We start from the raw sequence: 25579 nt of genomic DNA, 5'->3' as shown, positions 1-25579 counted from the left end.
AGCTACCGCGTACCCAGCAGCCGCCGGACCTCACCAGCGGCCGGGTCGTTCGGGGCGGCCTTCAGGAAACGGTGAAGCGTCGCGGCGGCCTCGGTGGAGCCTTGCGCCCGCTGGGCCAGGCCGAGCAGCAGCAGCGCCTGAGCGTCGTCCGGATGCCGGTCGACGACCGGGCCGGCGACGCTCACCGCCTGAGCTGCTTGATCGGAGCGGAGCAGTGCGAAGGCGAGCCGCAGCCGGACCGCGTCGTCCGGATCTTGCGTGACGGCGTCCTGGTAGACCGCCGCCGCCTCGGCATACCGGCCCTGGCTTTCCAGCGACCGGCCCAGCGCGACCAGGTCGGTGCTCGGCTGGGGGGACGCGGCCGCGGCAGTGCCGGCGTGCTGGTGCGGGCTGGCCACGGCCACGACGGCGACCAGGACGACGACGGCCGCGGCCAGAGCATCCCACAGCTGGGGGGAGAGACGGGACGGGCCGCGAGCGGTCTCAGGTGCTCGGGCGCCGCGGCGTCGCACGCGCCAGGCCAGCACGACGGCCAGCACGACGATCACGATCGGCACTATCCACAGCACGACGCCCAGCCCACCGTGCGGTGGGTCGGACAGGATGCTCGGGCCGTAGCGGTCGACGAAGTACTGCCGGACCTGTCGCGGCGAGCGCCCGGCGGCCAGCTGCTGGGCGATCGTGTCGCGCATGGCCGCGGCCATCGGTGACTGGGACTGGGCGACCGACTCGCCCTGACAGGCCGGGCAGAGAAGCTGGGCGGCGATCGTCCGCGCCGATTCCGGCTGCGGGGCGGCCGACCGCCACACCGCCACCCCGGCGCCGGCCAGCAACAACACCAGCAGGGCGGAGGCCGCCAGCCGCCGGGCCATCATGACGCCAGCAGCGCGGGCACGCGCTGCTCGAGCCACGCTTCGTCGAGCGCACCCTGGACCCACCAGCGGATCCGGCCGGTCCGGTCGACCAGGAAGCTCTCCGGCACGCCGCGCGCCCCCCACGCCACCGCCAGCACGCCCGGCGGGTCGGCCACACTGGTGAGGCTCGTGGCTCCGACATCGGCGAGGAGCCGATGAGCGGACTCGGAGTTGTCCCGCATGTCGATGCCCACCACCCGGAAGCCGTCGGCCGCCCAGCGGCTCTGGGCGGCGGCGAGCGCGGGCAGCTCCTGGCGGCACGGGTCGCACCATGAGGCCCACACGTTGACCAGTACGACCTGACCGCGCAGGGTCGCCAGATCGAACTGCGGGCCGTCAAGCGTCCGGCCGCGCAGCTCCGGAGCGGTTTCGTCGCGGACCTGCGCCTGCACCGCGTCGCCCGCCGCGCTCGCCGACCGGGCCGACGCCCGCATACCCTCGGTCAGGACCACCCCGAGCGCCGCCACCGCCAGCACGGCCGTCACCCCTGCGATCAGCCGCTTGTTCATGCCGGACTCCCGACGGTCACTGGTTGCGGTGCCGGGGCTTCCTGCGGGGCCGCACGGCGGCGCCCCGGCCACCGTACGGCGGACGCGAGGCCGCCCAGAGCAGTCAGCGCGCCGCCCAGCCACACCAGGCCGACCAGCGGGTTCACCGCCAGGCGAACGGTGGCCGTGGTTCCGTCCGAGGCGACTGCGAGCACGGTGGCGTACACGTCACGCGTCGGGCTGGACCGGATCGCGGGCACGCTGACCGTGAGATCCCGGGCCGGGTAGTAGCGCAGCTCCGGACTGCTGATGCCGCTCGCGTCACCGGTCAACGTGAGCCGGACCCGGGCCGCGACCCCGGAACCCGAGCCGTGCTGGTCCACCGCTTCGAGGCGTGCCCCGACGTGGCCCGCGCGGACGGTTTCCCCCACGTGCAGCTGGCGCTCGGCGATCACGGTGTAGGCCGACGAGGCCGCCACTCCCACTGCCACCACCGCCAGCCCGGTGTGGGCGACCAGCCAGCCCGCCCGGCGCCACGGGCGGGCGGCGCTCGGCGGCCGGCGAAGCATTCCCGTCGCGCTCCCGGCCAGACCGGTTACGACGTACGCCCCGAGGCCGAAGGCCATCAGGGCCGAGACCCCGGGCCGACTGAACAGGCCGACCAGCACAACGGTCGTCAGACCGACGGCGGCCGGAATCCGCACTGCGCGCAGGTCGGCGGGGCGCCCGGGCCGCAACACCGGCGCCAGCCCCATGAGCAGCAGCACCACCAGGGCGACCGGCACCGCCGAACGGTTGAAGTAGCCGGGCCCGACGCTGGCCTTGCTCCCTTGCACGGCCTCGACGAGCAGCGGGAACAGCGTGCCGGTGAGCACGATCGCGGTGATCGCGACCAGCAACACCGAGTTGCCCAGCATCACCGACTCCCGCGAGGAGAGCGAGGAGGCCGGTGCGGCGCCGACCGAACGGCCGGCTCGCCAGACGGTCAAGCCCACCACGACCGCCACGGCCAGCAGCACGAAACCCAGCAGCATGGGACCGAGCGGCGAGGCGGTGAACGCATGCACGCTGGCCACCGCACCGGACCGGGTGAGGAACGTGCCGACCAGCACGAGTAGGAACGTGCCGCAGGCCAGCGAGGTGTTCCACGACCGCAGCGCCGGGGTGCGACGCCCGGCGATCAGCGTGTGCAGCAGGGCCGTCGCGGTGAGCCAGGGCAGCAGCGACGCGTTCTCCACCGGGTCCCAGGCCCAGTAGCCACCCCAGCCGAGCACCGCGTACGACCACCACGCCCCCATCGTGATCCCGGCGGTCAGCAGCGCCCACGCCACCAGAGTCCAGCGCCGCACGGTCGCGCTCCAGATCCGATCGGTCTGCCCGGTCACGAGCGCCGCGATCCCGTACCCGAACGGTACGACCAGCGCGATGTAACCCGCGTACAGCAGGGGTGGGTGGATCCCCATTGCCGGGTGCTCGCGGAGCAGCGGATTGGGCCCCGGACCCGCGGCCGGGACCGGTGAGACCGCCGCGAACGGATCGGCGGCGAAGTAGGTCAGCGCGAAGAAGAACGTGGTGACCACTCCGGTCACCGCCAGCGCCCAGGGCCGCAGGCGATCCGGTGTCCGGCGGCCGAGCAACACTGCGCAGACGGCGAGAATCAGCAACCACAGCAGCAGCGAGCCGTCGAGCGCGGCCCACAGGCTGGTGACCGTGTAGTAGAGCGGCACGTCCCGACCGCCGTTCTCGGCTACGTACTGGACGCTGAAGTCGTGCCGGATCAGCGCGGTCTCGAGGGCGCCACAGGTCAGGGCGGCCGCCGCGAGGGTGACCCAGCCGGCGACCCGGGCCGGCCGCGGCGGGGCGCCGACCACGGCCACCCGCAGCCAGAGCAACGCCGAACCGACCGCCGCGACGAGCCCGAGCCCGAGGCCGACGTGCCCGGCCTGACCGATCACCGGTCGTCCCCGCCGTCACCGGCGGCCGGCCGGTATTCGTTGCCATGTTTGGCCATCACCGTGTCGGAGTGGAACACACCCTGGCCGTCGAGGGTGCCCTCGACCACTGCCTGCTGACCCTCCCGGATCGTCCCCGGCAGGTCCTCCACCTGCTCCACCTGGACCCGGCTGGTGCCGTCGCCGAGCTGGAAGCTGGTCAGTCCGTTCTGTGTGTGCAGCGAGCCCGGCACGACCTCGCCACCGAGGCGCACCCGCGCGGCAGGTCCCTGCTGCACCTCGCTGGGCGTGCGATAGAACATCAACGTGTGCTGCAGGCCCGCGCCCATCAACAGCAACGCCCCGGCGACGGTCACGCCCAGCAGCAGAAGGCGGGCGCGGCGGGGCGTCACCGCCGGGCTCCGGCGAGCGGGCGGCCGGAGGCGGTCGCCGGGATTCCGGCTCGGGTCTCGAGGACGGCCAGCCGCTGCAGGAAGATCCACGCGGCGGTGACGGTGCTGGCGGCGACACACAGCAGCAGCGCGGTCAGCATCAGGCCGTTGATCGGCGGCTTGACGTTCGGTGCCAGCAACGTGGCCTGCTGGTGAAGTGATCGCCACCAGACGACGGAGAAGTGCACGACCGGCACGATGAGGAACCCGGCGACTCCCAGCCGCGCCGCCCGGCGCGCGCCCCGGGCCGGGTCGTCGTCGCTGAACCGCAGCGTCGCCTGCGCCGCGTAGATCAGGAACATCGCGATCGTGCTGACGATCCGCGGGTCCCACGCCCACCAGACGCCCCAGGTGAGGTGACCCCAGACCGTTCCGGCGGCGAACGTGACCACCGTGGCGCCCAAACCGATCTCAGCGGCCGCTCGGCCGGCCCGGTCCCAGCGTTCGTCACCCCAGATCAGATACGCGACCCCGGCCACCAGCACGACGAAGAACGCCAGGTAGGCGGTCCAGGCGGCCGGTACGTGCAGATACATGAGCCGCTGAGCCTGGCCCTGCGCGGCGTCGGGCGGCGCGATCGTCGTGCCGGCGAGTGCTCCGGCCAGGCTGAGCCCGGCGGCCGCCCATCCCAGGGTGCGCCGGTCCTTGGCGGCTCGAGGGCCGGCGAGCAATGGCGTGGGTGCGTTTGTCGGCATCGGTGTCCTCCGGTCGACCGCTGGCATGGCTCGCCGCCGCCTTCCCGTCCGGTGCCGTCTGAAACGCCCCGGCGGGCGCTTTCTTCCCGGTCTCGGTCGTCTCCGTCCGGTCCACGGGGACCGACCGATCACCCCGGGGTCGGCCTCGACGAAAAATCTGACGGGTGACCGGTGTTTGACGGCTGAGCTGCCGGGTAGGTCGCGCCCCGGAACCAGGGGGTGACCATGGGACTGCGGGAGACGTTCCTGCCATGGCCGGTGCTGCGCCAGGCGTTCAGCTCAGTGCGCGGCGGCGATCGATCGGGGCGCGGCGAGGCGGTGCGCTCGCGCGCCACCGACCGGCTCGAACCGCGTACGGAGACGGCCGATCGAGTGGTCGAGAGCGTGTGCCCGTACTGCGCGGTCGGTTGCGGCCAGCTCGTCTACGTCAAGGACGACAAGGTCGCGCAGATCGAGGGTGACCCGGCGTCGCCGGTGAGCCGTGGGCGCCTGTGTCCCAAGGGCGCCGCCTCCAAGCAGCTGGTCACCAATCCGCTGCGCGAGACGAAGGTGTGCTACCGGCGGCCGTACGGCACCGAGTGGGAGGAACTTGACCTCGGCACCGCGATGAGCATGATCGCCGACCGGGTGGTCGCCACTCGCCGGGACACCTTCGTCGAGACCGACGAGCAGGACCGCCGGGTCCGCCGCACGATGGGCATCGCGATGCTCGGCGGGGCGACCCTGGACAACGAGGAGAACTACCTGATCAAGAAGCTCGGCACCGCGCTCGGGGCGGTACAGATCGAGAATCAGGCCCGCATTTGACACTCCTCCACCGTTCCCGGTCTGGGAACCTCGTTCGGTCGCGGCGGCGCGACGACCTTCCAGCAGGACCTGCAGAACGCCGACTGCATCGTCATGCAGGGCTCCAACATGGCCGAGTGCCACCCGGTCGGGTTCCAGTGGGTGATGGAGGCCAAGGCCCGCGGCGCGACGCTGATCCACGTCGACCCGCGGCTGACCCGCACCGGCGCGCTGGCCGACCTGCACGTTCCAATCCGGGCCGGCACGGACATCGCCCTGCTCGGTGGCCTGATCAACTACGTGCTGAGCCGGGGGTTGGAGTTCCGCGAGTACGTGGTCGCCTACACCAACGCGGCCACGATCCTGCGCGAGGACTTCCAGGACACCGAGGACCTCGACGGCCTCTTCTCGGGCTGGCAGGACGACACCAGCAGTTACCAGACCGACTCCTGGCAGTACGAGGGCGTCCGGGTGGCCGGCTCCGCCGGTAAGCGTCAGCAAGGCACCGACCGCTCCCACCAGCGGCACTCGACCGGCCGCGGGCACGAGCACGGCAGCCACGGCGCCTCCCTGGAGGGCCTGCACCAGATCGAGCGCGACGAGACCCTGCAGCATCCGCGCTGCGTCTTCCAGGTACTCAAACGGCACTACAGCCGTTACACCCCGGAGATGGTTGCCCGGGTCTGCGGCATCCCGGAAGAGATCTTCGAGCAGATGGCCCGGGCGATCACCGAGAACTCCAACCGGGACCGCACCACCGCGTGGGCCTACTCGGTCGGCTGGACCCAGCACACGGTCGGCGTCCAATACATCCGGGCGGCTTCCGTGCTGCAGCTACTGCTGGGCAACATCGGCCGGCCCGGCGGCGGCATCCTCGCCCTGCGGGGGCATGCCAGCATCCAGGGCAGCACGGACATCCCGACGCTGTACAACCTGCTGCCGGGATATCTGCCGATGCCGCATCCGGATTCGCACGGCGACCTCGACGAGTACGTCGCCGACGACTCGGGGGAGACCGGCTACTGGGGCAACATGCGGTCGTACGCGGTGAGCCTGCTCAAGGCGTACTGGGGGAACGCGGCCACGGTGGAGAACGACTTCTGCTTCGACTACCTGCCGCGGATCACCGGGGACCACAGCACCTATCAGACGGTGCAGAACCAGCTCGACGGCACGTGCAAGGGCTACTTCCTCAACGGCCAGAACCCCGCAGTGGGCTCGGCCAACGCCAAGGCCCAGCGCCTCGGCATGGCCAACCTCGACTGGCTGGTCGTCCGCGACTTCTCGCTGATCGAGAGCGCGACCTGGTGGAAGGACGGGCCGGAGATCGAGTCGGGCGAGCTGCGGACCGCGGACATCGGCACCGAGGTGTTCTTCCTGCCGGCGGCCGCGCACACCGAGAAGGACGGCAGCTTCACCAACACCCAGCGGATGCTGCAGTGGCACCACAAGGCGGTCGAGCCGCCGGGAGACGCCCGAAGCGATCTGTGGTTCTGGTTCCATCTCGGCCGGCTCATCCGGCAGCGGCTGGCCGCCTCGACCCATCCGATGGACCGCCCGATCCTGGACCTGACCTGGAACTACTCGACGTCCGGCCGGCACGCCGAGCCGAGCGCCGAGGAGGTGCTGCAGGAGATCAACGGCTGGAAGTCCGACGGGTCCTGCCTGTCGTCCTACGAGGAACTGCAGGACGACGGCTCCACGACGTGCGGCTGTTGGATCTACTGCGGCGTCTACTCCGGCGGCGAGAACCAGTCGGCCCGGCGCAAGCCGCACACCGAGCAGAACTGGGTCGCACCGGAGTGGGGCTGGGCCTGGCCGGCCAACCGGCGGCTGCTCTACAACCGGGCGTCGGCCGACCCCGACGGCAACCCGTGGAGCGAGAAGAAGGCGTACGTCTGGTGGAACCCGGACGAGGGTAAGTGGACCGGCCATGACGTGCCCGACTTCCAGCCCACCAAGGCCCCGGACTACCGGCCGCCCGAGGGGGCGAAGCGCCAGGACGCGCTCTCCGGCGTCGACCCGTTCATCATGCAGGCCGACGGGAAGGGCTGGCTCTACGTGCCGGCCGGTCTGACCGACGGACCCTTGCCGGCCCACTACGAACCGCAGGAGTCGCCGGCCCGCAACCTGCTCTACGGCCAGCAGCACAACCCGGCCCGGCAGCTCAACAAGCGTCCGGTCGACCTCTACCAGCCCAGCGGCGACGAGCCGGGCAGCCAGATCTTCCCGTACGCGCTGACCACCTACCGGCTGACCGAGCACCACACCGCGGGCGGCATGAGCCGATGGCTGCCGTACCTGTCCGAGCTACAGCCGGAGATGTTCTGCGAGGTCTCCCCGGAACTGGCGACCGAGGCCGGGCTGGAGCATCTGGGCTGGGCCACCATCGTCACCGCGCGCAGCGCCATCGAGGCCCGGGTGCTGGTCACCGACCGCATGCTCCCGATGCGGGTGGACGACCGGTTGGTCCACCACGTCGGCCTGCCCTACCACTGGGGCGGTAACGGCCTCACGACCGGCGACGGCGCCAACGAACTGACCCACATGAGCCTCGACCCCAACGTCCACATCCAGGAGGCCAAGGCCTTGACCTGCGACATCCGGCCCGGCCGGCGGCCACGCGGCACGGACCGGCTGGAACTGGTGGAGCACTACCGGCGGCGCGCCGGGATCACGACGCAGACCGGAACGGCCAAGCGGACCGCCGAGGAGGGCTCGCATGAGTGACGACCTGCTGGAGGGCTCGACCGGCTACCGCGACGCACCGCCGCGGATGGGCTTCTTCACCGACACCAGCGTCTGCATCGGCTGCAAGGCGTGCGAGGTCGCCTGCAAGGAATGGAACGCGATCCCCGACGACGGCCTGTCCCTGCTCGGCATGTCGTACGACAACACCGGCATGCTGGGCGCCGACACCTGGCGGCACGTCGCGTTCATCGAACAGGACAAACCCCTCGGACGGCAGAACAACGCGGTCGCGGCGATGCCGGCCGGCCCCACGGCCACCCACCACGACGCCGACGTCGTGGCGGCAGGCCTGGGGGAGAGGCACGGCGCCGGACTGGGCACCGACACCGGCGGCACCCGGCCGTCGGCCCAGCCACTCGATGTCCTCGGCGCACCGGTGTCCCCCGACGGGCGTAAGGAACTGCGGTGGCTGATGGCCAGCGACGTCTGCAAGCACTGCACGCACGCCGCCTGCCTGGACGTGTGCCCGACCGGCTCGCTGATGCGTACCGAGTTCGGCACCGTGATCGTGCAGGAGGACATCTGCAACGGCTGCGGCTACTGCGTGCCCGCCTGCCCGTACGGGGTCATCGACCAGCGCAAGGACGACGGCCGGGTGTGGAAGTGCACGCTGTGCTACGACCGGCTCGGCGCCGGGCAGGAACCGGCCTGCGCCAAGGCCTGCCCGACCGACTCGATCCAGTACGGCCCGCTCGACGAACTACGCGAACGAGCCGCCCAGCGGGTCGGCAACCTCCACGACGCCGGGGTCTCCGAGGCCCGGCTCTACGGCGCCGACCCGGGGGACGGCGTCGGCGGCGCGGGCGCGTTCTTCCTGCTGCTCGACGAGCCCGAGGTCTACGGCTTTCCGCCCGATCCGGTCGTGACCACCAGAGATCTGCCTCGCATGTGGAAGCACACCGCACTTGCGGCGGCCGGGGTTGCTGTGGCCGCCGTAGCGGCGTTCGTAGGGAGCCGGAGATGAGCGAAGTTGGGCGCGACGGGCTGCGCGGTGTGGTTCCGGGACGCCAGGCGCGCGTCGGGGAGCGCGGCGGACGACGGCGACGCGGCGGCGGTGAGGTGGTGCCGCCGGCGGAGTTCCGCTCCTACTACGGCCGTTCGGTCATCAAGGCGCCGACGTGGGAGGCCCGCGACATCGGGGGCTACCTGTTCCTGGGAGGACTGGCCGGCGGGTCTGCTGTGCTCGCTGCGGGCGCCGACGTGACCGGGCGTACGGGAATGCGGCGATCGGCGCGAGCCGCGGCAGCCGGCGCGGCCGGTCTGTCGCTCGCGGCCCTGATTCACGACCTCGGACGGCCGGCGCGTTTCGTGCACATGCTGCGGGTGGTCAAACCGACGTCGCCGATGTCGATCGGCACCTGGATCCTCGGTGGCGTCGCTCCCCTGGTCGCCGTCGCGGCAGCCGACGAGGCCCGGGCCCTGCTCCCAGGGCGGATCCGCCCGCTCACCGCGGCGCTCGCCCGCCCGAGCGGCCTCGGCGCGGCCCTGCTCGCGCCGGCGCTCACGACCTACACCGGCGCGCTGATCGCCAACACCGCCGTACCGGTCTGGCACCACGCTCATCGGGAACTGCCGTACCTTTTCGGTGCGAGTTCGCTCGCCGCGGCGGGCGGCTTCGCGGCGGCGACCTGCGCGACCACCGAAGCCGGTCCGGCCCGGCTGACCGGGGTAGCCGGAGCGCTGGCCGAACAGATCATCGACGCCGGGGTCCACAAGCGGCTCGGCATGGTGGCCGAGCCGTTGTCGCAGGGGCGAGCCGGCCGCTATCTAAAAGCCGCCCGCTGGACGACCCGGGCCGGCGCTGCCGTGCTCGCCGTGTCGGCGGTCCGCCGCAACCGCGCCCTGGACGTCGCCGGCGGTCTGGCGCTGACGGCGGGCTCGTTGTTCACCCGGCTCGGCTACTTCCACGCCGGCACGGCGTCGGCGACCGATCCCCGCTACACCGTCGTCCCGCAACGCGAACAGCTCCGAGACGGCCGGGCTGACCCGGCCGATCGCTCCCGCAAAGCCCGGAAGAGCTGACCCCGCGCACTCGCGGCCCGGCCGAGGAGCACCGCTGGCCGATTACCGTGACACGACCGTCGCAAAACTGCGAAAACGTCGCCACATCAGTCTTTCACGCTGGCAGGGATAGCGAGTCGGGACGAGTGACCCCGGAGAGAGGAGTCGACATGACAGCCGAGACCGTCGGCTGGAGCGGGTCGGCTTTCGCGCGGCCATCGATTCCGCCGTGGCCTGTCATCCGTACGTCGTCGTCGACCTGACTCATGCCGGAGTCATCGACGCGTTCGGCCTCGGGGTTCTCGTCCGCGCCCGCAACGCCGCCCGTCGGCGAGAAGGCGAACTCGTGCTGGCTGGACCATCCCAGTTCCTGCAGACGGTGCTGCGGACCGTGCGCCTGCACACCGCGTTCCGCACGTTCAACACGGTGCCGCAGGCGACCACCGCGGTAGGGGGCGAGTCGCCCCGAACGGAACGCTGATCCGAACGGCGGCTCGGGCGCTGCGTGCGTACCGCCGCCTGACAACACGAGGAGGAGACCGATGACAGACAAGTCGATGCGGACGCTGGTCCGGCTCCGTGACACCGATCAGACAGTTGCCGATCCCGACCAGGACATCCGGGGCCGGGACGTGTTCGACAGCGGCGGCGAAAAGGTGGGAACCGTCGAGGACCTCCTGATCGATCCGCAGGAGAACGCGGTCCGCATGCTGCGCGTTGAACACGGCGGCATCCTGGGCTTCGGGGCTACCTCGTCGTTCATCCCGGTCGAGGCGGTCAGCGCGGTCGAAGCCGACCGGGTGCGCATCGACCAGTCCCGGGCCCGAATCTCTGATGCACCGCGATACGACCCCGAGCTGGTCGACCAGCCCGACTACTACCTCGGCCTGTACGACTACTACGGTTACGCACCGTACTGGACTGCGACGAGCGCGCCGGCTCCGCACTGGGCGGCGATGCTGGGCCGACCGAAACACTGAGCGGCCTCAGTCGTTCCGGCCGCCGTGCGCCAACCCCTCGTTGTTCATGCGATGAAGAACCGCACGGACAGCGGTCACGGCCCCCTGCTCATCGACCACCGGCCGGGCAACGAACCGGACGGCGGTGCTGGTGCCATGCCGCTGGACGCGGACTATCAGGTCGACGGCCCTCTTCAAGCGGGTGAGCCGTCGTATCGCATCGGTCACCGCGGTTTCGTCCGGTGCGGCGACGTACCGGTGCAGGGCACCCAGCTTGACCGGCCCGCGAAGCGGATCCCGGCTCAGAAGCTCGTAGACCGCATCCGACCAGACCGCCTCTTTCGCGTTGAGGTCCCATTCCGCCCAGCCGCCGCCCGCGGCCCGTTGGAGCATCCGCAGTCTGCGGTCCAGGCTGTCGCCGTCTTCGGATCGCCAATGGATGAGTACTCCATCGCCGAACTTCGCCGCCCGGCCGCCCATCCGGACCGTGATCGGACCGCGCGGGGTTTCGACGTCGAACTCGGCCGGTCCCCAATCGACCGGCGTACCGCTGGACATCGCGACCCGGTAGGCGTCGCCGATGCCACCGGTGAGGACGTGCGGATAGAGCTCGTGCAGGCGCCGGCCGACGATCTCGTCCGCGGCGCGGCCGGCGATGTCGATCGTCTGCGGACTGCAGTGCTCGAAGCGCCAGTCGACCACGTCACTCGTCGTGTCACGCACAGGGCTCATCAGCGCGAAGCAGGGTGGCAGAGCTTCCAGGATCGCCTGAGCCCAATGTGTGGCGGGGGATACCGCCGGACTGTGCGGAGCCGTGCGGAGCAGCCGGGACAGTTGATGCCCGGCGACCTCCACCATCTCGGCCACCTGGGCCCGGCTGTCCTCGTCGAGGACGATCTCCTCCGGCCACAGCACGGACGCGACTCCGAAGACGCGGCCGGCCTCGCGCAGTGGCAGACAGGCCCGCAGGCGGCCCGGCCCTAATAACTGGTAGCCGCGCCGGTCGGCCTCCTCACGAGTGATCCACAGCGGACTGTCGGTCGCGACTGCGCGCAGGTAGGCGACGTTGAGCGAGCTCGGTGTGCGACGCCACCGGTCGACCAACGGGATCGGCAGGCCGTACGAACCGACGAGCCGCACGGCGCCGTCGGGTTCCAACACACCGAACACGACGGCCGCCGCCCCGAGATCGCGGAGCCCGATGGTGCACAGGACCGACGCCAGCTCATCCGCGTCGGCGGCCCGCGCCAGCTCCTTGCGAATCGGTCCGGCCCACTCCGGGACCTCAGCGCCAGGTGCTGTCTCGGCCTCGAGGGCGAGGGCAGGATCGGGCGCCGGGCGGCCCAGATAGGTCTCCGGACGGAAGCCGATGTCGGCCGAGGGCCGATCGACCTGGCCCGCGTCCGCGGCCGGAACCGGTGACCCGACGACCCGAGCAGCCGCTTCCAACAGGGTCAGATTCTGTCGGCGGGCCGTACTTGCCAGACGGTCGAGTGCCGTGTTCAAAGAACAGTTCAGCCGGACGCTCAGGATTCCCTTCGCCTGTTCCACGGTGGCCTGTGTCCGCTGCTCGTACCGGATCCGCTGAAGTTTGCCGGCCAGATCCACCAGGATGTCCGAAAGCGCGCCGGCATCCTCGCGTTGCGCCGTCGAAGTGGGCCGGTTGCCCGGTGCCGGCCAGTCGAGCGCCGCCGGGTCAGGCCTGGGCGGTTTCGGCGTACGGGGCACACCGGCCGCCGCGGCGAAGGCGGCGGCGACCGCTGTCAGACGGTCGCGGCCGTCGAGGACGGGTTCGAGTAGGGCGTGTACCGGCGCCGGCCGGTCCGGATCGTCGAGGTGAAACGTCAGTTCCGCGCAAGCGTGCTGGTGGAGGACCCGGTCCACTGCGCCGGCCAGACTGACCCGTTCATCCGGCCGGGCAAGGTCGGGTAGGCCGGGCAGCGTGACCGGGCTCGGGCAGCCGATCACCGTCGCGTTCTCGGCCGCCCACTCGATCTGTCCGCTCTGCAGGTTCCACTGCGCCCACCCGGCCGGTACGGATTCCTGCACCAGACCGATGAGGTCGTGCAGGCGGCTGCGGGCGTCATGATGCTCCCAGCTGACCAGGATGCCGTCGCCCAGACGGGCGGCCCGGATCCCGATGGTGGTGGCCGCGGTGCGGCCCAGCACGGCCAGCGGTTCCCGCACGGGGCCGTGGGTGAAAGTTCGGCCGGTACGCAGTGCGTCTTCGTATCCGCGCAGGATGTCGCTGCCGATCAGCTGTGGATGCAGCTCCAGCAGCCGGCGGCCCACCAGTTGCTCGCCGGTGTGTCCGAGGGCGTCCCGGGCGTGGGGACTGCACATGTCGAAGCACCAGTCCACGATGGAACCGGAGTCGTCGCTGACCGGACGTAACAGGGCGAAGGATCCGGGCAGTCCTTCCAGGACGGCCTGCAACCAGTGCGCCGTCGGCGCGCCGATCGTTGCGGTTTCGTTCTGGCCCAGCCGGACCAGTCGGCGACCGGCCGCGGCGGCGAGAGCGGTCACGAAGGCTCGTGCGGTCATGTCCAAGCCGGGATCACGGGGCCACAGCACCAAGGCGACCCCGAAGACGTCACCGCCTCTCCGCAGCGGTAGGCAGGCCCGGAACTCGTGGTCGCCGAAGACTTCCAGCCCGGCGCGGTCGGCTTCCCGACGGGTGAGCCATAGTGGGCGGCCCTCGGCCACCGCTGCCACGAAGGCCACTCGTACGCTCGAGGGCAGGCGCTGCCAAGCGCTGACCAGGGACCGCGAGATTCCGTACGACCCGACGAGCCGGACGGTCTCGTCAGTCTCCCGGACCGCCAGCATCAGCCCGGTCGCGCCGAGCGGCGGAAGTCCTTCGTTGAGCATGGCCTCGGCCACGCCGTTACCGTCCCCGGCGGCCGCCATGGCGGCGCACGCCAGATGGTACCGAGCGGCGTCTTGATCGGACAGCGGTCCCAAAGAGGCCGAATCCCGATGCTCGACCAGCGGCAGGAGACCGAGCAGGCCCGCGGCCACCTCGGCAACCTTCGTATTTGTCTCCTGGGAGATCCGGGTCAGCTGATCGAACGCCTGTCCGGGTGAACAGCCCAGCCGCCCCATCAGAACGCCTTTGGCCTGTTCGATCACCATCCTCGAGCGTTGCGACCGGCGCAGACCGGCGAGTTCCTGGCTCAGCCTCAGCACATCTCGGGCTGCACCCGGCGTCCCGGCTGAGCGGCCGGAGGAGCGGCGTGCCGGTCGAGATTGCGGCACAACGCCACCCCCGTTCTGCCGTTTGCGTCTTCGGGTGCTTCGCCCATTTCTCAGTGGTCTTGACCCAGTCTGCCGTGCCGGTCACAGCTCGTGAGCAGCGTATCGTCGCCCGATGGCATAGGCGTGAGAAGTGCCCCGCCTCCGATCGATCAAACGGAAGGTTCCCGTTTCGAGACCTCTACGTCGGCGCCGCAGACGACCACCGCCGGACATCTGTTCACAGCCGCCTCGGCGCGACGGTTCGCACCGCCCCGCACGGGTATGCGGACTGCCGGTCGAAGCGAGGAGCTGCCGGATGCACAGCTGGAGCCACGTTCTGTTGGGTGACTGGCGGGAAGCACTCGATGCGGTCGTCAAGGTCGTCGCCTTGTTCCTGACCGCGGCCGTGGCGCTGCGCTTCACCGAACGCCGCACGCTGGCCGAGTTCGCCCCGTTCGACTGGGCCGCGGCCGTCGCCTGCGGTGCGATCATCGGCCGCACCGCCACCGCGCCGGACATCTCCTGGCTGGTCGGAGCCGCCGCTGTCGTCGCTCTGCTGGCGGCCCACTCGGCGGTGTCCTGGGCACGGTTCCTTCCGCTGTTCGCCCGCTGGTTCGACCCGCCGCTGCGGGTACTGATCCAAGACGGCCGGGTGGACCGTCGCCAACTCCGGCGGTGCCGGATGACCGACGCCGACCTGGAGGAGGTTCTGCGACAGCACGGACACGCCGGTCCGGACGATGTCCATCTGGCGGTCTTCGAGACGAAGGGTACGGTCTCCGTCCTCGGCGGTCGCTCCTGACCGGTCCGGGCCGTGAAGCGTCGGCCGGCCGAGTGCAACGCGGCCGGGCAACCCCGTGCGGTGCCTGTGCTGCGAGTCGCCGGAGGAGGAGCTGGCCAACCGGCGAAGGTCCGAGGCCACCGATCACCCCGAAACCGGCAGGAGTCGCCGCGGAACCATTCGGGTTCGAGAGCCGCTCCGGGCAGGCGACGAGGGCGCACAAGCCTGGCGCAGAAGATGAGCGACCCGGCCGGCCGGTGGGCGCTTCTTCGGCTCACGAGCAAGACAGCGGCGGTAGATGGACGACACTTCCGGAGGAACCTCGCACCATTCCGGCAGTCGCGGGGTCGGTGAGCATGCCCGGGCTACCAATACGCTGTCGACGCCGCCGGTCCATGCGGGGCGTCCGGCCAGGCAGGCATGGAGCACGAGCCCGAGAGCGTATACATCGGCCGCCGGACTGACCGGCAGCGCGTGGAACTGCTCGGGCGCGAAGTATGACGGCGTGCCGGGGATGCGCCCGTCGAAGTCGATCGCGCTTGCCCCGGTCGGCGCCGACAACCCGAAATCGACAAGCTTCGCTCCGGCCGCCGACAGCATGATGTTGCTCGGTTTGACGTCGCGATGGACCACATCGTGTTCGTGGGCCGCGGCCAGCGCCGAAGCGACATCGGCGCAGACAGCCGCGGCGTCACGCCACGACATCGGCCCGGCTGTGCCCAGGCGCGTCGTCAGCGTCTCACCTGCAACAAGTTCCATCACGACGAACGGAAGGTAGCGGCCGTCCTGCTCCGCCTCGCCGTAGTCGAAGACCCGGGCGACGTTGGGATGGCTGAGCCGAGCCCCGCTGAGCGCCTCCTGGCGGACCGCGTCGCGGTACCTGTAGCTGTGCGATCGTTCCAGCATGAGAATTTTGACGGCGACGGTCCGTCTGAGCACGGTGTCGACGGCGCGATGCACGACGGCCATACCTCCGCGGGCAAGTTCATCACCGACGGCGTAGCGACCGGCCAGCATCCTCATGGTCCTACCTCCACGACGGGTCGGGGGAGAGCCGCGCCGGACGGGCCGTGGGCTCACCACCACGATCCACGTCGGATTCGGCGACGAAGGTGCGGTCATGTGAAGGTAGTACGACGATTCTCCGCGGCTCCGTGGCCGGCGGCGCACTCTGCTCAGGGTTCGATGAGATCGGCGTAGTCGGCGATGGTCAGCGGTTCGGTGGTCAGGGAGCCGTCGCCCTGGGGGACGGTCAGAGGCGCGCCGCCGCGGGTGAAGGAGACCGTGCCGACGTCGGCTCCCTGACTGGTCAGAGTGCAGACGATCTGGCCGTAGGCGAGAACTTCGTCGCTGCGCGCGCCCTGACCGGGGCCGGTGTCGATCTCGATACTCGCCCGTCGCTGGACCAACGTGATCGGGCCGATCGCCATGGTGCTCAGCGCGGTGGCCAGACCGTCCTGCTGCTCGGCGTGGGTGGGCGGGGCTGACAGATCGGAAACCATCTGCTGCGGGCTCCGCGCAACCGCCAGTCGCCTCTGGACGCGGACGAGCTTGCCGTCCCGCACGAGGTAGAGACGCTCGACGACCGGTCCGAAGCCGTCGGGCGCAGGGGTTCCGGAGCGATAGTCGGGGCGGGGGCGGTCGACAGTGCGCGGCATGTCGTCGGCCGGCACACCACAGCCGTCGACGAGCAGGCACGCCAGCAGAGCGGCGGCGACGGTGCGGCGTCTCATGGCGTACGGCACCCGGCGAGCTCGATGCGGAATCGCGCGCCGCCGCCCGGACGATCGAGCACGGTGACTGTGCCCTGATGCGCGGCCGCGTGCTGCGCTACCAATGCGAGCCCGAGTCCGGTTCCCGCTCCATCGCCCCGGGTCCCGGCCGTTCGTCCGCGCACGAACCGATCGAAGATGATCGGCTTGTCCTCGGGCGCCACGCCGGGGCCCTCGTCGTCCACGTCGATGCGGCCGAGGTCGCCGTCGAGTTCCAGCCGCACCGCCGTGGGGCCGCCGCCGTACGCCGTGGCGTTGTCGAGAAGGTTGCCCAGCGCCTGGCGGACCCGGCGGCGGTCGACGCACCAGACAGGATCCCTCGCACTCACCAATTCCTCGGGCAGGCCGCGCCGATGACACTCGGCCCGCGCGAGTTCGCTCACGTCGACCGGCGTCCGCTCGGCCGGCCGGTCACCACGGGCCAGGGTGAGCAGATCGTCCACCAACTGCTGGAAACGGACCACCTCGCCGGCCACCAGTCCCGCGGCGGTGGCGCTGCGCTCGTCGAGAGCGTCACGACGCCGGTTCAGCACGCTGGCGGCCGCCGACAAGGTCTGCAGCGGCGACCGCAACTCGTGACTGACGTCGGCCGCGAAGCGGCGGTCGCGTTCCAACCGGGCGGACAGCTCGTCGACCATGTGGTTGAACGACGTCGACAACTGCGCGAGGTCGGGCTCCTGCGCGGGGTCGAGCCGGGCGTCGGAGGCCCCGCTGGCGATATCGCGAGCGGCTTGAGCGACTCGCACCAGGGGTCGCAACACGTATCGGCTCGCATACCAGCCGAGTCCCGCGCCTCCGACGGTGGTGCAGATCGCTACGACGGCGAGCACGAGGGTCAGGATGCGTAGAGTGTGGTTGAGCTCCTGGAGAGAATCGATCTCGTAGAAGGCGGTGCCGGGTGCCAGCGGGATGCCCACCAGCAGGAAGGGAATGCCCCTGGAGTAGATGCGCTGGACGGCCGGAGTGGTCGCGGCGACCCGCTTCTGCAAAGCTGCCGATACCGAGCCGGTGACCGCCGAATCGGCGCTACGGGCGTACCACTTGTCGCCCCGCTGCAGCAACGCGCGGCGGGTTTCCCCGGTGTCGAGCGAGCGCAGGACAGCGACGATGTCCGGGTCGGCCGAGGCGGCAATGCCCGCGTGGACCACCGCGGCGTCGTAGTAGGCGGCTCGTACCGCAGTATTCTCTCGTTGCCCGAGCAACGAGTGCCGAGTGATCTGGTAGGAGACGAACGCCATGGTGGCCGACAGCGCGAGCGCGCCGGTGGCGAATCCGGCGATCACCCTGGCCCGGAGACCGGCCCGGATCATCGCTGCACTTTGTAGCCGAGGCCCCGCACGGTGACCAGATGCCGCGGGGCGCTCGAGTCGTCCTCTATCTTCTGCCGCAGCCGGCCGATGTGGACGTCGACGAGGCGTACGTCTCCACCGTCGTACTCCCACACCCGTTGCAGCAGCTGATCCCGCGAGAGCACCCGGCCGGCGTGCTCGGCGAGCTCACAGAGAAGCTGGAACTCGGTGCGGGTCACCGCTACCGGCTTGCCGTGCACTCGCACCTCGCCGGCCTCGGGGCAGACCTCGAGGTCACCGAAGCGCAGCACCCGCATCTCGTCCGGCTCGGCCGTGCGGGTCCGCCGGCGTAGCGCCCGGAGCCGGGCGGTCAACTCCTTGACCGCCACCGGCTTGATCAAATAGTCGTCGGCTCCGGCTTCGAGCGCGGTCACGATGTCGTCGGTGTCATCGCGGGCGCTGATCACGACGACGGGTACGTCGTCGGTGCGTCGAAGCTGCCGTATGCACTCGTAACCGTCGATGCCGGGCAACATCAGGTCGACGAGGACGGTGTCGGCCGGCCTGCTCCGCTGAGCCGCCAGGCCCTCCTCGGCGGTGGAGGCGCCGCTGACCGCATATCCCTCCTCCTCGAGTGCGAGGACCAGCGACAGCCGGATCCGATCGTCGTCTTCGATAACCAGCACTGCGGACATGGACACATCCTCGCGCCGCCGGGCGCCGGGCGCGAACTCCGCGGGCCGTCCGAGCGGTTCTGTCATCGGATCGTGCGTGCTGTCATGGAACCGTCATGTGGCGGCGATGAGTCGGCCCGGCCGGAACACCGACGGTTCGGCCGGGACCCTTCGTCAGTTCTTCGGGCGCTGTGTCGGCCCGGCCGGGATGTGCGCTGCGTGGGCGAGACCGTCCAGCGCGGCGATGATCGGCTGGTTGATCCAGTCGAAGTTGGGCACGGCGACCGCCTCGCAGACCTCGTGCAATCGAGTGGCGGAGACGGTGCTGTCGACGTGCGGCATGGTCAGCTTGTGGCCCATCATGGTTGCCCACCTTCTCGGGAACGAGGTCGGCCGAAGCCGACCCGACGGACTCTCGGTACACCCGTCATTCTCCCTCGTCGTCGCCGTCTTTGCACGCCGAGTTACGTGTAGTATTGAACTTATCTATACTTAGCCGAAAGCGACTCTTGTTAAACCGCAGCGACTTGCCGGGAAAAGTAAGTGCATTATTACACCTTTCCGGGCGCGCATGCTCGCGGGTGGCAGCGCGGCCTCGGCCAGGCTCAGAGGGGTGCCCCGAGGGTCAGAAGCAGCGGTACGAGCATCCCGACCAGCACGTGGTCGACCGCCTCGACGCTGAACATGGCCGCCCCGTAGCGGCCCAAGCCGGACGATGTCGCGAAGAGCAGCACAGCGCACCCGGCCAGCCAGACCGCCGTACGGTGCCACGGCCAGCGCTCGCCGAGGCGGCGCACGCTGGCCAGGTACGCTCCGCCCAACACAACGCACAGCGGCGCGAACAGCAGGTCGAGGCGCCAGTCGAACAGCAGCCGCAGCGCCGTCGGCGGGGCGCCCAGGTTGTACCCGATGATCGTCTCGTCGGCGCTGACCACATCGAGCAGGAACTTCGGAGCCGGCAGATCGGTGAGTGCCGCCGAGAATCCGAAAGCCGCGATCAGCGCACCGAGTTCGGCCGTGAGCAACCGGCGGGGCGGCGCCTCGTCGTGAAGCATGCGGCGGCGCAGCCGTTGCGACAGCCGGCCGAGCCCGGCCAGCAGCACGATCTTCACGAGCAGAACCACTCCGTACCAGGTGGTGAAGATGCTCGACCCGGGCGCCAGGAGCGCGCCGTCGATCAGGCCGGAGTAGGCGACGACCCACCAGCATCCGATCGACAGCCGGCGGTAGCGGCGCAGGGCGAAGTCCCGGTCGGCGCCGAGGCCGCGAGACCGCAGCAAGGCGACCAGCGTTCCCAGCCAGATCACCGCGGCCGGAATGTGCAGGCCGATCGCCGCGGTCGCAAGATCGTGGTTGTTGTCGGAGGAGGACTGACCGGCGGTGATGATCGGTAGGGTGGCGAACACCGCGAGCCCGGCGAGCAACGGAGTCGTGCGCCACTGCAGCGTCCGGTGGCAGCCCACGGCAAGGACCGCGGTGAGGGCGGCGGTGGTCAGCCAGGACTTCGAGCTCTGCAACGCACCGGTCGCCTCGGACAGCGCCGGCCAGCTCAGCAGGCGGCGAACACCAGAGCGCCGGTGCAGACGGTGGCGGCGGCATCGACCACCAGCCGGATCAGGGGCGCCCCGATGCGCACCACGACGCCCGGGTCGTGGATGCCGAGCGACGCGTACGGGACGGCGCCGGACAGCAGACTCACGACGACGACGGCGACGGCGCCGGCGCCGTACCGCATCGTCGCGCGCGTCCAGCCCCGCTCGGCGTTCCTGATCGGAACCGAACCTCGCGAGCCGCCCTGATGGCGTCGTTCTTCGTCCGCGTGCCTTCCGATGTTGCCTGCCACTGATCCTCGTCTCCGCTTCGGTCCTCGTTCTTGATCCGCGCTCGAGCACCGGGTGACCTTGGCCGTGCGAGACGGCCGTTCAACGGTGTGAGGTGGCGGTTCCGGAGTTCACGTCCTATGAGGCGGCCTGCGTCACCGCCTGGGTGAGCAGTTGTGGCGTCGGCACACCTTCGTTGTGCCCCCGCAACTGCTTGCCGTTGACGACGACGGTCGGCGTGCCGGTGAATCCGCGCCTGGTGAACTGGTTGGTGACGGTGGTGACCCAGGGGTCGTAGGTGTGCTTGGCGACCGCGTTGGTGAAGGTGTCGCCGGTCAGGCCGACCGATTTGCCGAGGTCGATCAGTTTGGCGTCGGTCAGGCCGTTGCTGCCTTCGGCGGGCTGGTTGGCGTAGAGGACGTCGTGGTACTCGACGAATTTGCCCTCGACCCCCGCGGCCGCGGCCGCACCCGCGGCCCGGGTCGAGTATTTGGTGCCGTTGGAGCTGCGGTCGAGGATCGAAACGGTGTGATACCGCACGGTGATCTTGTGCTGTTGAACCAGCTGCTTGATCGTCGCGCCGGTCTGGTTCTCGAACTCATGGCAGATCGGGCACATGAAGTCTTCGTAGAGGTCGACGGTGACCGGGCCGTCGCCGACCTTCCAGGCGGTGCCGTCGTCGACCACGCCGGGTGGCACGGTGAGCTTGCTCGCGGTCGCCTTGTCCTGCTGCGCCAGCACGGTCCAGCCGATCAGCCCCGCCGCGACCAGCACGACCACCACGGCGATCGAGGTCCAGGTCGTCACCCGGCGGCGGCGCTCGGCGGCCTTCTGCTGCTCGACGATGCGCCGGGCGTTGGTGCGTTGCCGGGCGCGGTCACCCTTGCTCATCGCTCTCCTATCGGAAGTGCTCGCCGCCGCCGGGGTGCTCGACCGGTCGGCCGAACCGGCCCACGCTGCCGTCGTAGACGGTCCGGTACCGCCCGAGACCTCCCCCGCAATTTTAGGTGTACTTCAGCACCTTTCGGTATCGGTCATCCTGGCGACAGTCGCTTAGGTTGGAGGAAGTGTGGCCGGGACGTCCTCTGCGCGGACCGGTAGTGTCGCATCATCAAGTGCACTGCTGCATCATATTCGGAGGTCCCGATGACTAGCGAGGGGCGGCCGGCCGAGATACTGGTCGTGCAGGACGACGTCGCCGACGAACTGTTCCTGCGCGAGGTCCTCGACTCGTACCGCGTCGTCAACCCGCTGCACGCGGTCCGTGATGTGCCGACCGCCTGCGCCTACCTGGACGGGTCCCCGCCGTACACCGTTGGCAGCGTGCCGGACCTGATCCTGCTCGATCTCAATCTGCCCGGCCGGGACGGCCGGGCGTTTCTCGCCAAGGTCCGGACTGATCCGGCGACCGCCGGCATACCGGTCGTCCTGCTGACCGACTCGCCGGTCACCGAACAGATCTTGCGCGGCCACAACCTGCCCGTGCAGGGCTACGTCCGCAAGCCCGTCGACTTCGACGCCTTGACCGAGATCGTCCGATCGCAGCGGACGCTGGGCTTTCAGGTGCGCCGCCGCCGTTGACTCCGACGACCTGGTGGCTGCTGCCCGCCCCGGAGCGGCCGGCGGCCTCGTCCGGCAGCGAGCCTCGTCCGGCAGTGAGAGGAGCAGCCCATGGAGATTGTCGACCGGCCAGGCCCGCCGACGGGACTCGCCCGGGTGCTGTGGCGACTGCCCATCCTGCTGTACCGATGCGGGCTGGGTCGGCTGCTCGGGCATCGCGTCATGCTGCTGACCCACATCGGCCGGTCCTCGGGACAGCCCCGTCACGCCGTCCTGGAAGTGGTCGAGCACGACCGGAGCGGCTACATTGCTGCCTCCGGCTTCGGGGCCCGGGCCGACTGGTACCGCAACGTCATCGCCGAGCCCGACGTCACCATTCAGATCGCCGCCCGGAAGGTGAATGTCACCGCCGCACCGCTCTCCGCCCAGCAGGGAGGCGAGGTGATGGCTCGGTACGCCGGAGAACACCCGGCCGCCGCGTGCCGGCTGTGCGGACTCATGGGTTTCCGCGTCGACGGCGGTGTCGAGGACTACCGCGAAGTCGGCGAGCAGGTTCCGTTTGTTCGGTTCACGATTCGCGGCGAGGGCTGAACGGCGCGCTACCGCCCTGACCGACCAGGAGTTCAACCCGGGCGGCTGAGACCGTCACGCAACTGTCATGTCGCTGCAGAGCCACCGCCACATCACCCGGTGATGGTGTGCACGGACGCATGACGGGTGCGATGAGGAGAAGTTAATGCCGGACGGCCCGGACGACGACTTCCCGGACGACGGGCAGGACGCCGACGAGCAGCTGGTCGACCTGGCGGCGCAGGCCCTGCAGGGAGACCGCCGCGTGTATGGCCGTTTCCTGCACGTGATGGTGCAGAACAGCGTGGTCATTCTCGTCGGGGAGGTCGGTTCGCTCGAGGCGAAGGCCGCCGCGGCCAGTCGTGCCTGGGCGGTGCCCGGTGTATACGACGTCTGCAACCGCCTCACCGTATCGGCGGCCGGCGACGACGCCTGGTGACCGTCGCACCGCGCCTCGGCCGCGTCGACCCGGAGGGGTGACTGCAACGCCGAGGTGGAGTGGGCAGTGGCCGGGCGGATGCGCCGTCTCCCGGCGTTCAGCGGTCAGACGCGGCGGTGAAGATGGCTCCGGGGTCACCGCTGGTGCCGTCGGTGTCAGCGAGCGCGAGGATCTCGTCGCCGGCTTGCAGGACGGTGTCGTGGGCGACCTGGACGAGGCGCCCGTCGCGGTTGATCATGCTGATCCAGAGGTTCTCGCCCACCGGCAGGTCGGCGATGGTGCTGCCGTCGGCGGTCGATCCGGTGGCGACTCGGTAGCGGCGCAGACCGGTGGGTTCCTCGCGGAACCGGATGCCCAGCGCCCACGGTTCCAGTTCGGTGCTGCGCATGGGTACCTTCGCCCACTTGGCCACCGTGGGTGCGAGGCCACCTTGCACCACGACGGAGAACGTGACGACGATGAAGACGATCTCGTAGATGCGCTGGGCGCCGGGGATGCCGGCGGTGAACGCGAAGGTGCCCAGCAGGATCGGTACGGCGCCCTTGAGACCGGCCCAGAGCACGAAGATCCGTTCACCGGCGCGCAGCTTCACGGGCAACGAGATGAGCCCGACCAGCAGCGGCCGCACGAGCAGGGTGAGCACGACGGCGATGAGCAGGCCGGGCCACAGGGCGTGGACTTTGGGCAGGTCGCGCAGGGAGATGGTCAGGCCGAGGACCACGAAGGCGACGACCTCGGCGAGGCTGGCCACCGCGCTGTGGAACCGTTCGACCTCCCGCTTGTACGGGGCGTTCGCGTCGCCGACGAGGATGCCGGCGACGAACACGGCCAGGAAGCCGGAGCCTGTGCACACGGTGGCCAGGCCGTAGACGGCCCCGGCGAACGCCACGGTCCGGATCGGGTAGAGCGCCTCGCTGGGCAGGGGCATGCGCCGCATCAGGCGCAGCAGCAGCCAGCCCCCCACTACGCCGACCACGCCGCCGATCGCCATCTGCCGGAGGAATTCGACCAGCCCGTGGCCGACGGCGGCGCCCCCGGTGAGTCCGGCGGTGCCGACCAGGACCGCCATCAGGGCGATGCCGACAGGATCGTTGGCGCCGGCTTCGCCCTCGAGCAGCACGCCGGAGCGACCGACGATTTCCCGGCGGCCGAGCACGGAGAACACCACGGCCGGGTCGGTGGGGGACAGGGCGGTCCCCAGCAGGAGGGCCACCTGCCAACCGAATCCGAGGGCGAAGTGGGCGAACGCGGCGATACCGGCCGCGGTGACGGCAGTACCGGCCACACCGATCCAGAGCACGGCGCCCGCGTTCGGTCGCAAGTGACGCCACCCGATGCCCATGCCGCCGTCGAACAGAATCATGATGAGGGCGACCGTGACCACGTTCTGGACGGTCTGCACCCGCATCGACGCGAGCGTCGGGAACAGATCGGACGCGATGGCGGCGCCGACCAGGAACAACGCCGGCGCCGGAATGCGAATGCGATCACTGATCCGGTTGGACAGGATCGCCGCCACGACCGCGAGCGACACGCCGAGCACGACCCAGCCGAAAGACTCCACACCCTCCACTTGATCAGCCTATCCAGCCCGGCCGAAAGTATGTGTCGCAAGGGTCACGCCGATGCTTCGATCCGGGCGTTTCCGGCGGTCGTGAAAGCTGAGTTCTGCGCCATCGTCCGATCGCTGTCTCGGAGCCGGAACATCGCCACTGCCAGATCGGCGAAGACCGGAAGGCGTCGTCCAGATGCATCGTTTGCGGCACCGTAAGCGGCAACCGGCGACGGTCAGTCGAATGTCATCGAATCGTCATGGGTTCGTGTGCGGTTCGCCGAGAAGCCGAATTCCCGGCCGATTTGCACCGTCTGATGGGACTCCGTTTGCGGAAACGCGGTCATTGCCCGACTTCTGCGAAGAGATAATTGCGGTATCCGGTATCCGGTGCCCGGCAGCCGTTCCGCGTCCGGGCATCGAGGCGCCCGGAACCGTCCGATTTCGGTACGGTCCGATGATCCCGCACCACTGAAGGGGGATGGCCGAGTTGGCGAGCGTGGTGTTGGCCGAAGACGACGACGACATTCGGGAGATCGCCGTACGGGTGTTGCGCCGGGCCGGTCACACGGTTGCGTCGGCCGCCGACGGGGCCGAGGCGCTGCGGCTGGCCCACCGGAGTCGTCCCGACATCGTCGTGTCGGACATCGACATGCCGTTGATGTCCGGGATGGATCTCTGCGCGGCGATCCGGGCCGATCCGGGTTTGCGAGACGTTCCCGTGGTGCTCGTCAGTGGGAGCCTGATGCCCGGCGATGACCGTCCGGAACAGGCGCACGCCACGGCGATGGTCCTCAAACCGTTCGTGATCGCCGACTTGCTCGCCTGCGTGGACAAGGCCCTGCAGTGCGGTCATGAGGACGGCCGGCCCCCGTTTGCCTGCCCGTAGCGCTGCCGCCCGGGACAGC

General features: G+C 70.1%; 25 protein-coding genes. 10 read left to right on the top strand and 15 right to left on the bottom strand.

Annotated features, from left to right (window positions below; all coding sequences use genetic code 11):
- Positions 1-2 precede the first annotated feature (2 nt).
- From AB0M88_RS04870 to ccsA, 5 genes are read right to left on the bottom strand one after another with little or no spacing between them, the layout of a single operon-like run.
- Positions 3-875: a cytochrome c-type biogenesis protein CcmH gene (locus tag AB0M88_RS04870; RefSeq protein ID WP_364095449.1), complete on the bottom strand. Its 873-nt coding sequence runs from the start codon at positions 873-875 to the stop codon at positions 3-5.
- A complete protein-coding gene (locus tag AB0M88_RS04865; protein WP_364095446.1) occupies positions 872-1423 on the bottom strand; it encodes a TlpA disulfide reductase family protein in 552 nt (183 codons plus the stop codon). The genes AB0M88_RS04870 and AB0M88_RS04865 overlap by 4 nt, the downstream gene beginning before the upstream one ends.
- Complete coding sequence (locus tag AB0M88_RS04860) at positions 1420-3357, bottom strand: cytochrome c-type biogenesis CcmF C-terminal domain-containing protein (RefSeq protein WP_364095443.1); 1938 nt, start codon at positions 3355-3357, stop codon at positions 1420-1422. The genes AB0M88_RS04865 and AB0M88_RS04860 overlap by 4 nt, the downstream gene beginning before the upstream one ends.
- Positions 3354-3746 (bottom strand): cytochrome c maturation protein CcmE, encoded by a 393-nt coding sequence (locus tag AB0M88_RS04855; protein ID WP_364095440.1) that lies wholly within the window; start codon positions 3744-3746, stop codon positions 3354-3356. Before AB0M88_RS04855 ends, AB0M88_RS04860 begins: the two co-directional genes overlap by 4 nt.
- Positions 3743-4480, bottom strand: coding sequence for a cytochrome c biogenesis protein CcsA (gene ccsA / locus AB0M88_RS04850; protein ID WP_364095437.1), 738 nt, complete (start codon positions 4478-4480; stop codon positions 3743-3745). Before ccsA ends, AB0M88_RS04855 begins: the two co-directional genes overlap by 4 nt.
- A gap of 225 nt (positions 4481-4705) precedes the next feature.
- Here ccsA and fdh point away from each other — a divergent pair, with 225 nt between their 5' ends.
- The 5 genes from fdh (at position 4706) to AB0M88_RS04825 (ending at position 10998) form a co-directional block, all read left to right on the top strand.
- Positions 4706-7996 carry a formate dehydrogenase gene (gene fdh, locus AB0M88_RS04845; protein WP_364095434.1) on the top strand — a complete coding sequence of 1097 codons (3291 nt, stop codon included), beginning with the start codon at positions 4706-4708 and terminating at the stop codon, positions 7994-7996.
- Entirely contained in the window at positions 7989-8981 is a 993-nt protein-coding gene (locus AB0M88_RS04840; protein ID WP_364095431.1) for a 4Fe-4S dicluster domain-containing protein, read from the top strand. The genes fdh and AB0M88_RS04840 overlap by 8 nt, the downstream gene beginning before the upstream one ends.
- Positions 8978-10039, top strand: coding sequence for an NrfD/PsrC family molybdoenzyme membrane anchor subunit (gene nrfD / locus AB0M88_RS04835; RefSeq protein ID WP_364095428.1), 1062 nt, complete (start codon positions 8978-8980; stop codon positions 10037-10039). Before AB0M88_RS04840 ends, nrfD begins: the two co-directional genes overlap by 4 nt.
- Positions 10040-10208: 169 nt before the next feature.
- Entirely contained in the window at positions 10209-10499 is a 291-nt protein-coding gene (locus tag AB0M88_RS04830; protein WP_364095743.1) for an STAS domain-containing protein, read from the top strand.
- Between the two features lie 61 nt (positions 10500-10560).
- Complete coding sequence (locus AB0M88_RS04825; protein ID WP_364095425.1) at positions 10561-10998, top strand: PRC-barrel domain-containing protein; 438 nt, start codon at positions 10561-10563, stop codon at positions 10996-10998.
- Between the two features lie 6 nt (positions 10999-11004).
- Here AB0M88_RS04825 and AB0M88_RS04820 read toward each other — a convergent pair whose 3' ends face one another.
- Entirely contained in the window at positions 11005-14166 is a 3162-nt protein-coding gene (locus AB0M88_RS04820; RefSeq protein WP_364095422.1) for an ANTAR domain-containing protein, read from the bottom strand.
- Between the two features lie 364 nt (positions 14167-14530).
- On the opposite strand from AB0M88_RS04820, the gene AB0M88_RS04815 reads away from it, so the two are divergent.
- Complete coding sequence (locus AB0M88_RS04815; protein ID WP_364095419.1) at positions 14531-15016, top strand: YetF domain-containing protein; 486 nt, start codon at positions 14531-14533, stop codon at positions 15014-15016.
- Positions 15017-15139: 123 nt separating this feature from the next.
- Here the strand turns inward: AB0M88_RS04815 and AB0M88_RS04810 are convergent, their stop codons facing one another.
- From AB0M88_RS04810 to AB0M88_RS04775, 8 genes are all read right to left on the bottom strand, one after another.
- Positions 15140-16018 carry a serine/threonine-protein kinase gene (locus AB0M88_RS04810; protein ID WP_364095417.1) on the bottom strand — a complete coding sequence of 293 codons (879 nt, stop codon included), beginning with the start codon at positions 16016-16018 and terminating at the stop codon, positions 15140-15142.
- 152 nt (positions 16019-16170) lie between these two features.
- Positions 16171-16728: a hypothetical protein gene (locus AB0M88_RS04805; RefSeq protein WP_364095414.1), complete on the bottom strand. Its 558-nt coding sequence runs from the start codon at positions 16726-16728 to the stop codon at positions 16171-16173.
- Positions 16725-18077, bottom strand: a complete 1353-nt coding sequence (locus AB0M88_RS04800; protein WP_364095411.1) for a HAMP domain-containing sensor histidine kinase — start codon at positions 18075-18077, stop codon at positions 16725-16727. Before AB0M88_RS04800 ends, AB0M88_RS04805 begins: the two co-directional genes overlap by 4 nt.
- On the bottom strand, positions 18074-18751 hold the full coding sequence (locus AB0M88_RS04795; RefSeq protein WP_364095408.1) for a response regulator transcription factor: 678 nt from the start codon (positions 18749-18751) through the stop codon (positions 18074-18076). Before AB0M88_RS04795 ends, AB0M88_RS04800 begins: the two co-directional genes overlap by 4 nt.
- A 153-nt stretch (positions 18752-18904) precedes the next feature.
- Positions 18905-19093: a hypothetical protein gene (locus AB0M88_RS04790; protein WP_364095407.1), complete on the bottom strand. Its 189-nt coding sequence runs from the start codon at positions 19091-19093 to the stop codon at positions 18905-18907.
- Positions 19094-19335: 242 nt separating this feature from the next.
- Complete coding sequence (locus AB0M88_RS04785) at positions 19336-20247, bottom strand: cytochrome c oxidase assembly protein (protein ID WP_364095405.1); 912 nt, start codon at positions 20245-20247, stop codon at positions 19336-19338.
- 32 nt (positions 20248-20279) lie between these two features.
- Positions 20280-20465: a hypothetical protein gene (locus AB0M88_RS04780; RefSeq protein ID WP_364095402.1), complete on the bottom strand. Its 186-nt coding sequence runs from the start codon at positions 20463-20465 to the stop codon at positions 20280-20282.
- A 223-nt stretch (positions 20466-20688) separates the two neighbouring features.
- Positions 20689-21441: a thioredoxin domain-containing protein gene (locus AB0M88_RS04775; protein WP_364095401.1), complete on the bottom strand. Its 753-nt coding sequence runs from the start codon at positions 21439-21441 to the stop codon at positions 20689-20691.
- 255 nt (positions 21442-21696) lie between these two features.
- On the opposite strand from AB0M88_RS04775, the gene AB0M88_RS04770 reads away from it, so the two are divergent.
- The 3 genes from AB0M88_RS04770 to AB0M88_RS04760 all read left to right on the top strand — a co-directional run bounded on the left by AB0M88_RS04770 (position 21697) and on the right by AB0M88_RS04760 (position 23119).
- On the top strand, positions 21697-22131 hold the full coding sequence (locus AB0M88_RS04770; RefSeq protein ID WP_364095399.1) for a response regulator: 435 nt from the start codon (positions 21697-21699) through the stop codon (positions 22129-22131).
- 135 nt (positions 22132-22266) lie between these two features.
- A complete protein-coding gene (locus tag AB0M88_RS04765) occupies positions 22267-22701 on the top strand; it encodes a nitroreductase family deazaflavin-dependent oxidoreductase (protein ID WP_364095396.1) in 435 nt (144 codons plus the stop codon).
- Between the two features lie 145 nt (positions 22702-22846).
- On the top strand, positions 22847-23119 hold the full coding sequence (locus AB0M88_RS04760; protein WP_364095393.1) for a BON domain-containing protein: 273 nt from the start codon (positions 22847-22849) through the stop codon (positions 23117-23119).
- Between the two features lie 97 nt (positions 23120-23216).
- Here AB0M88_RS04760 and AB0M88_RS04755 read toward each other — a convergent pair whose 3' ends face one another.
- Positions 23217-24692: a potassium/proton antiporter gene (locus AB0M88_RS04755; RefSeq protein WP_364095391.1), complete on the bottom strand. Its 1476-nt coding sequence runs from the start codon at positions 24690-24692 to the stop codon at positions 23217-23219.
- 460 nt (positions 24693-25152) lie between these two features.
- Between AB0M88_RS04755 and AB0M88_RS04750 the strand changes: the two genes are divergently transcribed.
- Positions 25153-25560 (top strand): response regulator, encoded by a 408-nt coding sequence (locus AB0M88_RS04750; protein ID WP_364095388.1) that lies wholly within the window; start codon positions 25153-25155, stop codon positions 25558-25560.
- The last annotated feature ends 19 nt before the right edge of the window (positions 25561-25579 follow it).

This window comes from Actinoplanes sp. NPDC051411 (assembly GCF_040682075.1).
Classification (GTDB): Bacteria; Actinomycetota; Actinomycetes; order Mycobacteriales; family Micromonosporaceae; genus Actinoplanes.
The sequence above is the reverse complement of the archived record's forward strand: the minus strand, read 5'-3'. Positions and strand labels throughout refer to the sequence as shown.

Coding starts and splice junctions, on each gene's coding strand:
- AB0M88_RS04870 (WP_364095449.1), bottom strand. CDS start 875: ATGATGGCCCGGCGGCTGGCGGCCTCCGCCCTGCTGGTGTTGTTGCTG.
- AB0M88_RS04865 (WP_364095446.1), bottom strand. CDS start 1,423: ATGAACAAGCGGCTGATCGCAGGGGTGACGGCCGTGCTGGCGGTGGCG.
- ccsA (WP_364095437.1), bottom strand. CDS start 4,480: ATGCCGACAAACGCACCCACGCCATTGCTCGCCGGCCCTCGAGCCGCC.
- AB0M88_RS04840 (WP_364095431.1), top strand. CDS start 7,989: ATGAGTGACGACCTGCTGGAGGGCTCGACCGGCTACCGCGACGCACCG.
- nrfD (WP_364095428.1), top strand. CDS start 8,978: ATGAGCGAAGTTGGGCGCGACGGGCTGCGCGGTGTGGTTCCGGGACGC.
- AB0M88_RS04825 (WP_364095425.1), top strand. CDS start 10,561: ATGACAGACAAGTCGATGCGGACGCTGGTCCGGCTCCGTGACACCGAT.
- AB0M88_RS04815 (WP_364095419.1), top strand. CDS start 14,531: ATGCACAGCTGGAGCCACGTTCTGTTGGGTGACTGGCGGGAAGCACTC.
- AB0M88_RS04810 (WP_364095417.1), bottom strand. CDS start 16,018: ATGAGGATGCTGGCCGGTCGCTACGCCGTCGGTGATGAACTTGCCCGC.
- AB0M88_RS04805 (WP_364095414.1), bottom strand. CDS start 16,728: ATGAGACGCCGCACCGTCGCCGCCGCTCTGCTGGCGTGCCTGCTCGTC.
- AB0M88_RS04800 (WP_364095411.1), bottom strand. CDS start 18,077: ATGATCCGGGCCGGTCTCCGGGCCAGGGTGATCGCCGGATTCGCCACC.
- AB0M88_RS04795 (WP_364095408.1), bottom strand. CDS start 18,751: ATGTCCGCAGTGCTGGTTATCGAAGACGACGATCGGATCCGGCTGTCG.
- AB0M88_RS04790 (WP_364095407.1), bottom strand. CDS start 19,093: ATGATGGGCCACAAGCTGACCATGCCGCACGTCGACAGCACCGTCTCC.
- AB0M88_RS04780 (WP_364095402.1), bottom strand. CDS start 20,465: ATGCGGTACGGCGCCGGCGCCGTCGCCGTCGTCGTCGTGAGTCTGCTG.
- AB0M88_RS04775 (WP_364095401.1), bottom strand. CDS start 21,441: ATGAGCAAGGGTGACCGCGCCCGGCAACGCACCAACGCCCGGCGCATC.
- AB0M88_RS04770 (WP_364095399.1), top strand. CDS start 21,697: ATGACTAGCGAGGGGCGGCCGGCCGAGATACTGGTCGTGCAGGACGAC.
- AB0M88_RS04760 (WP_364095393.1), top strand. CDS start 22,847: ATGCCGGACGGCCCGGACGACGACTTCCCGGACGACGGGCAGGACGCC.
- AB0M88_RS04750 (WP_364095388.1), top strand. CDS start 25,153: ATGGCCGAGTTGGCGAGCGTGGTGTTGGCCGAAGACGACGACGACATT.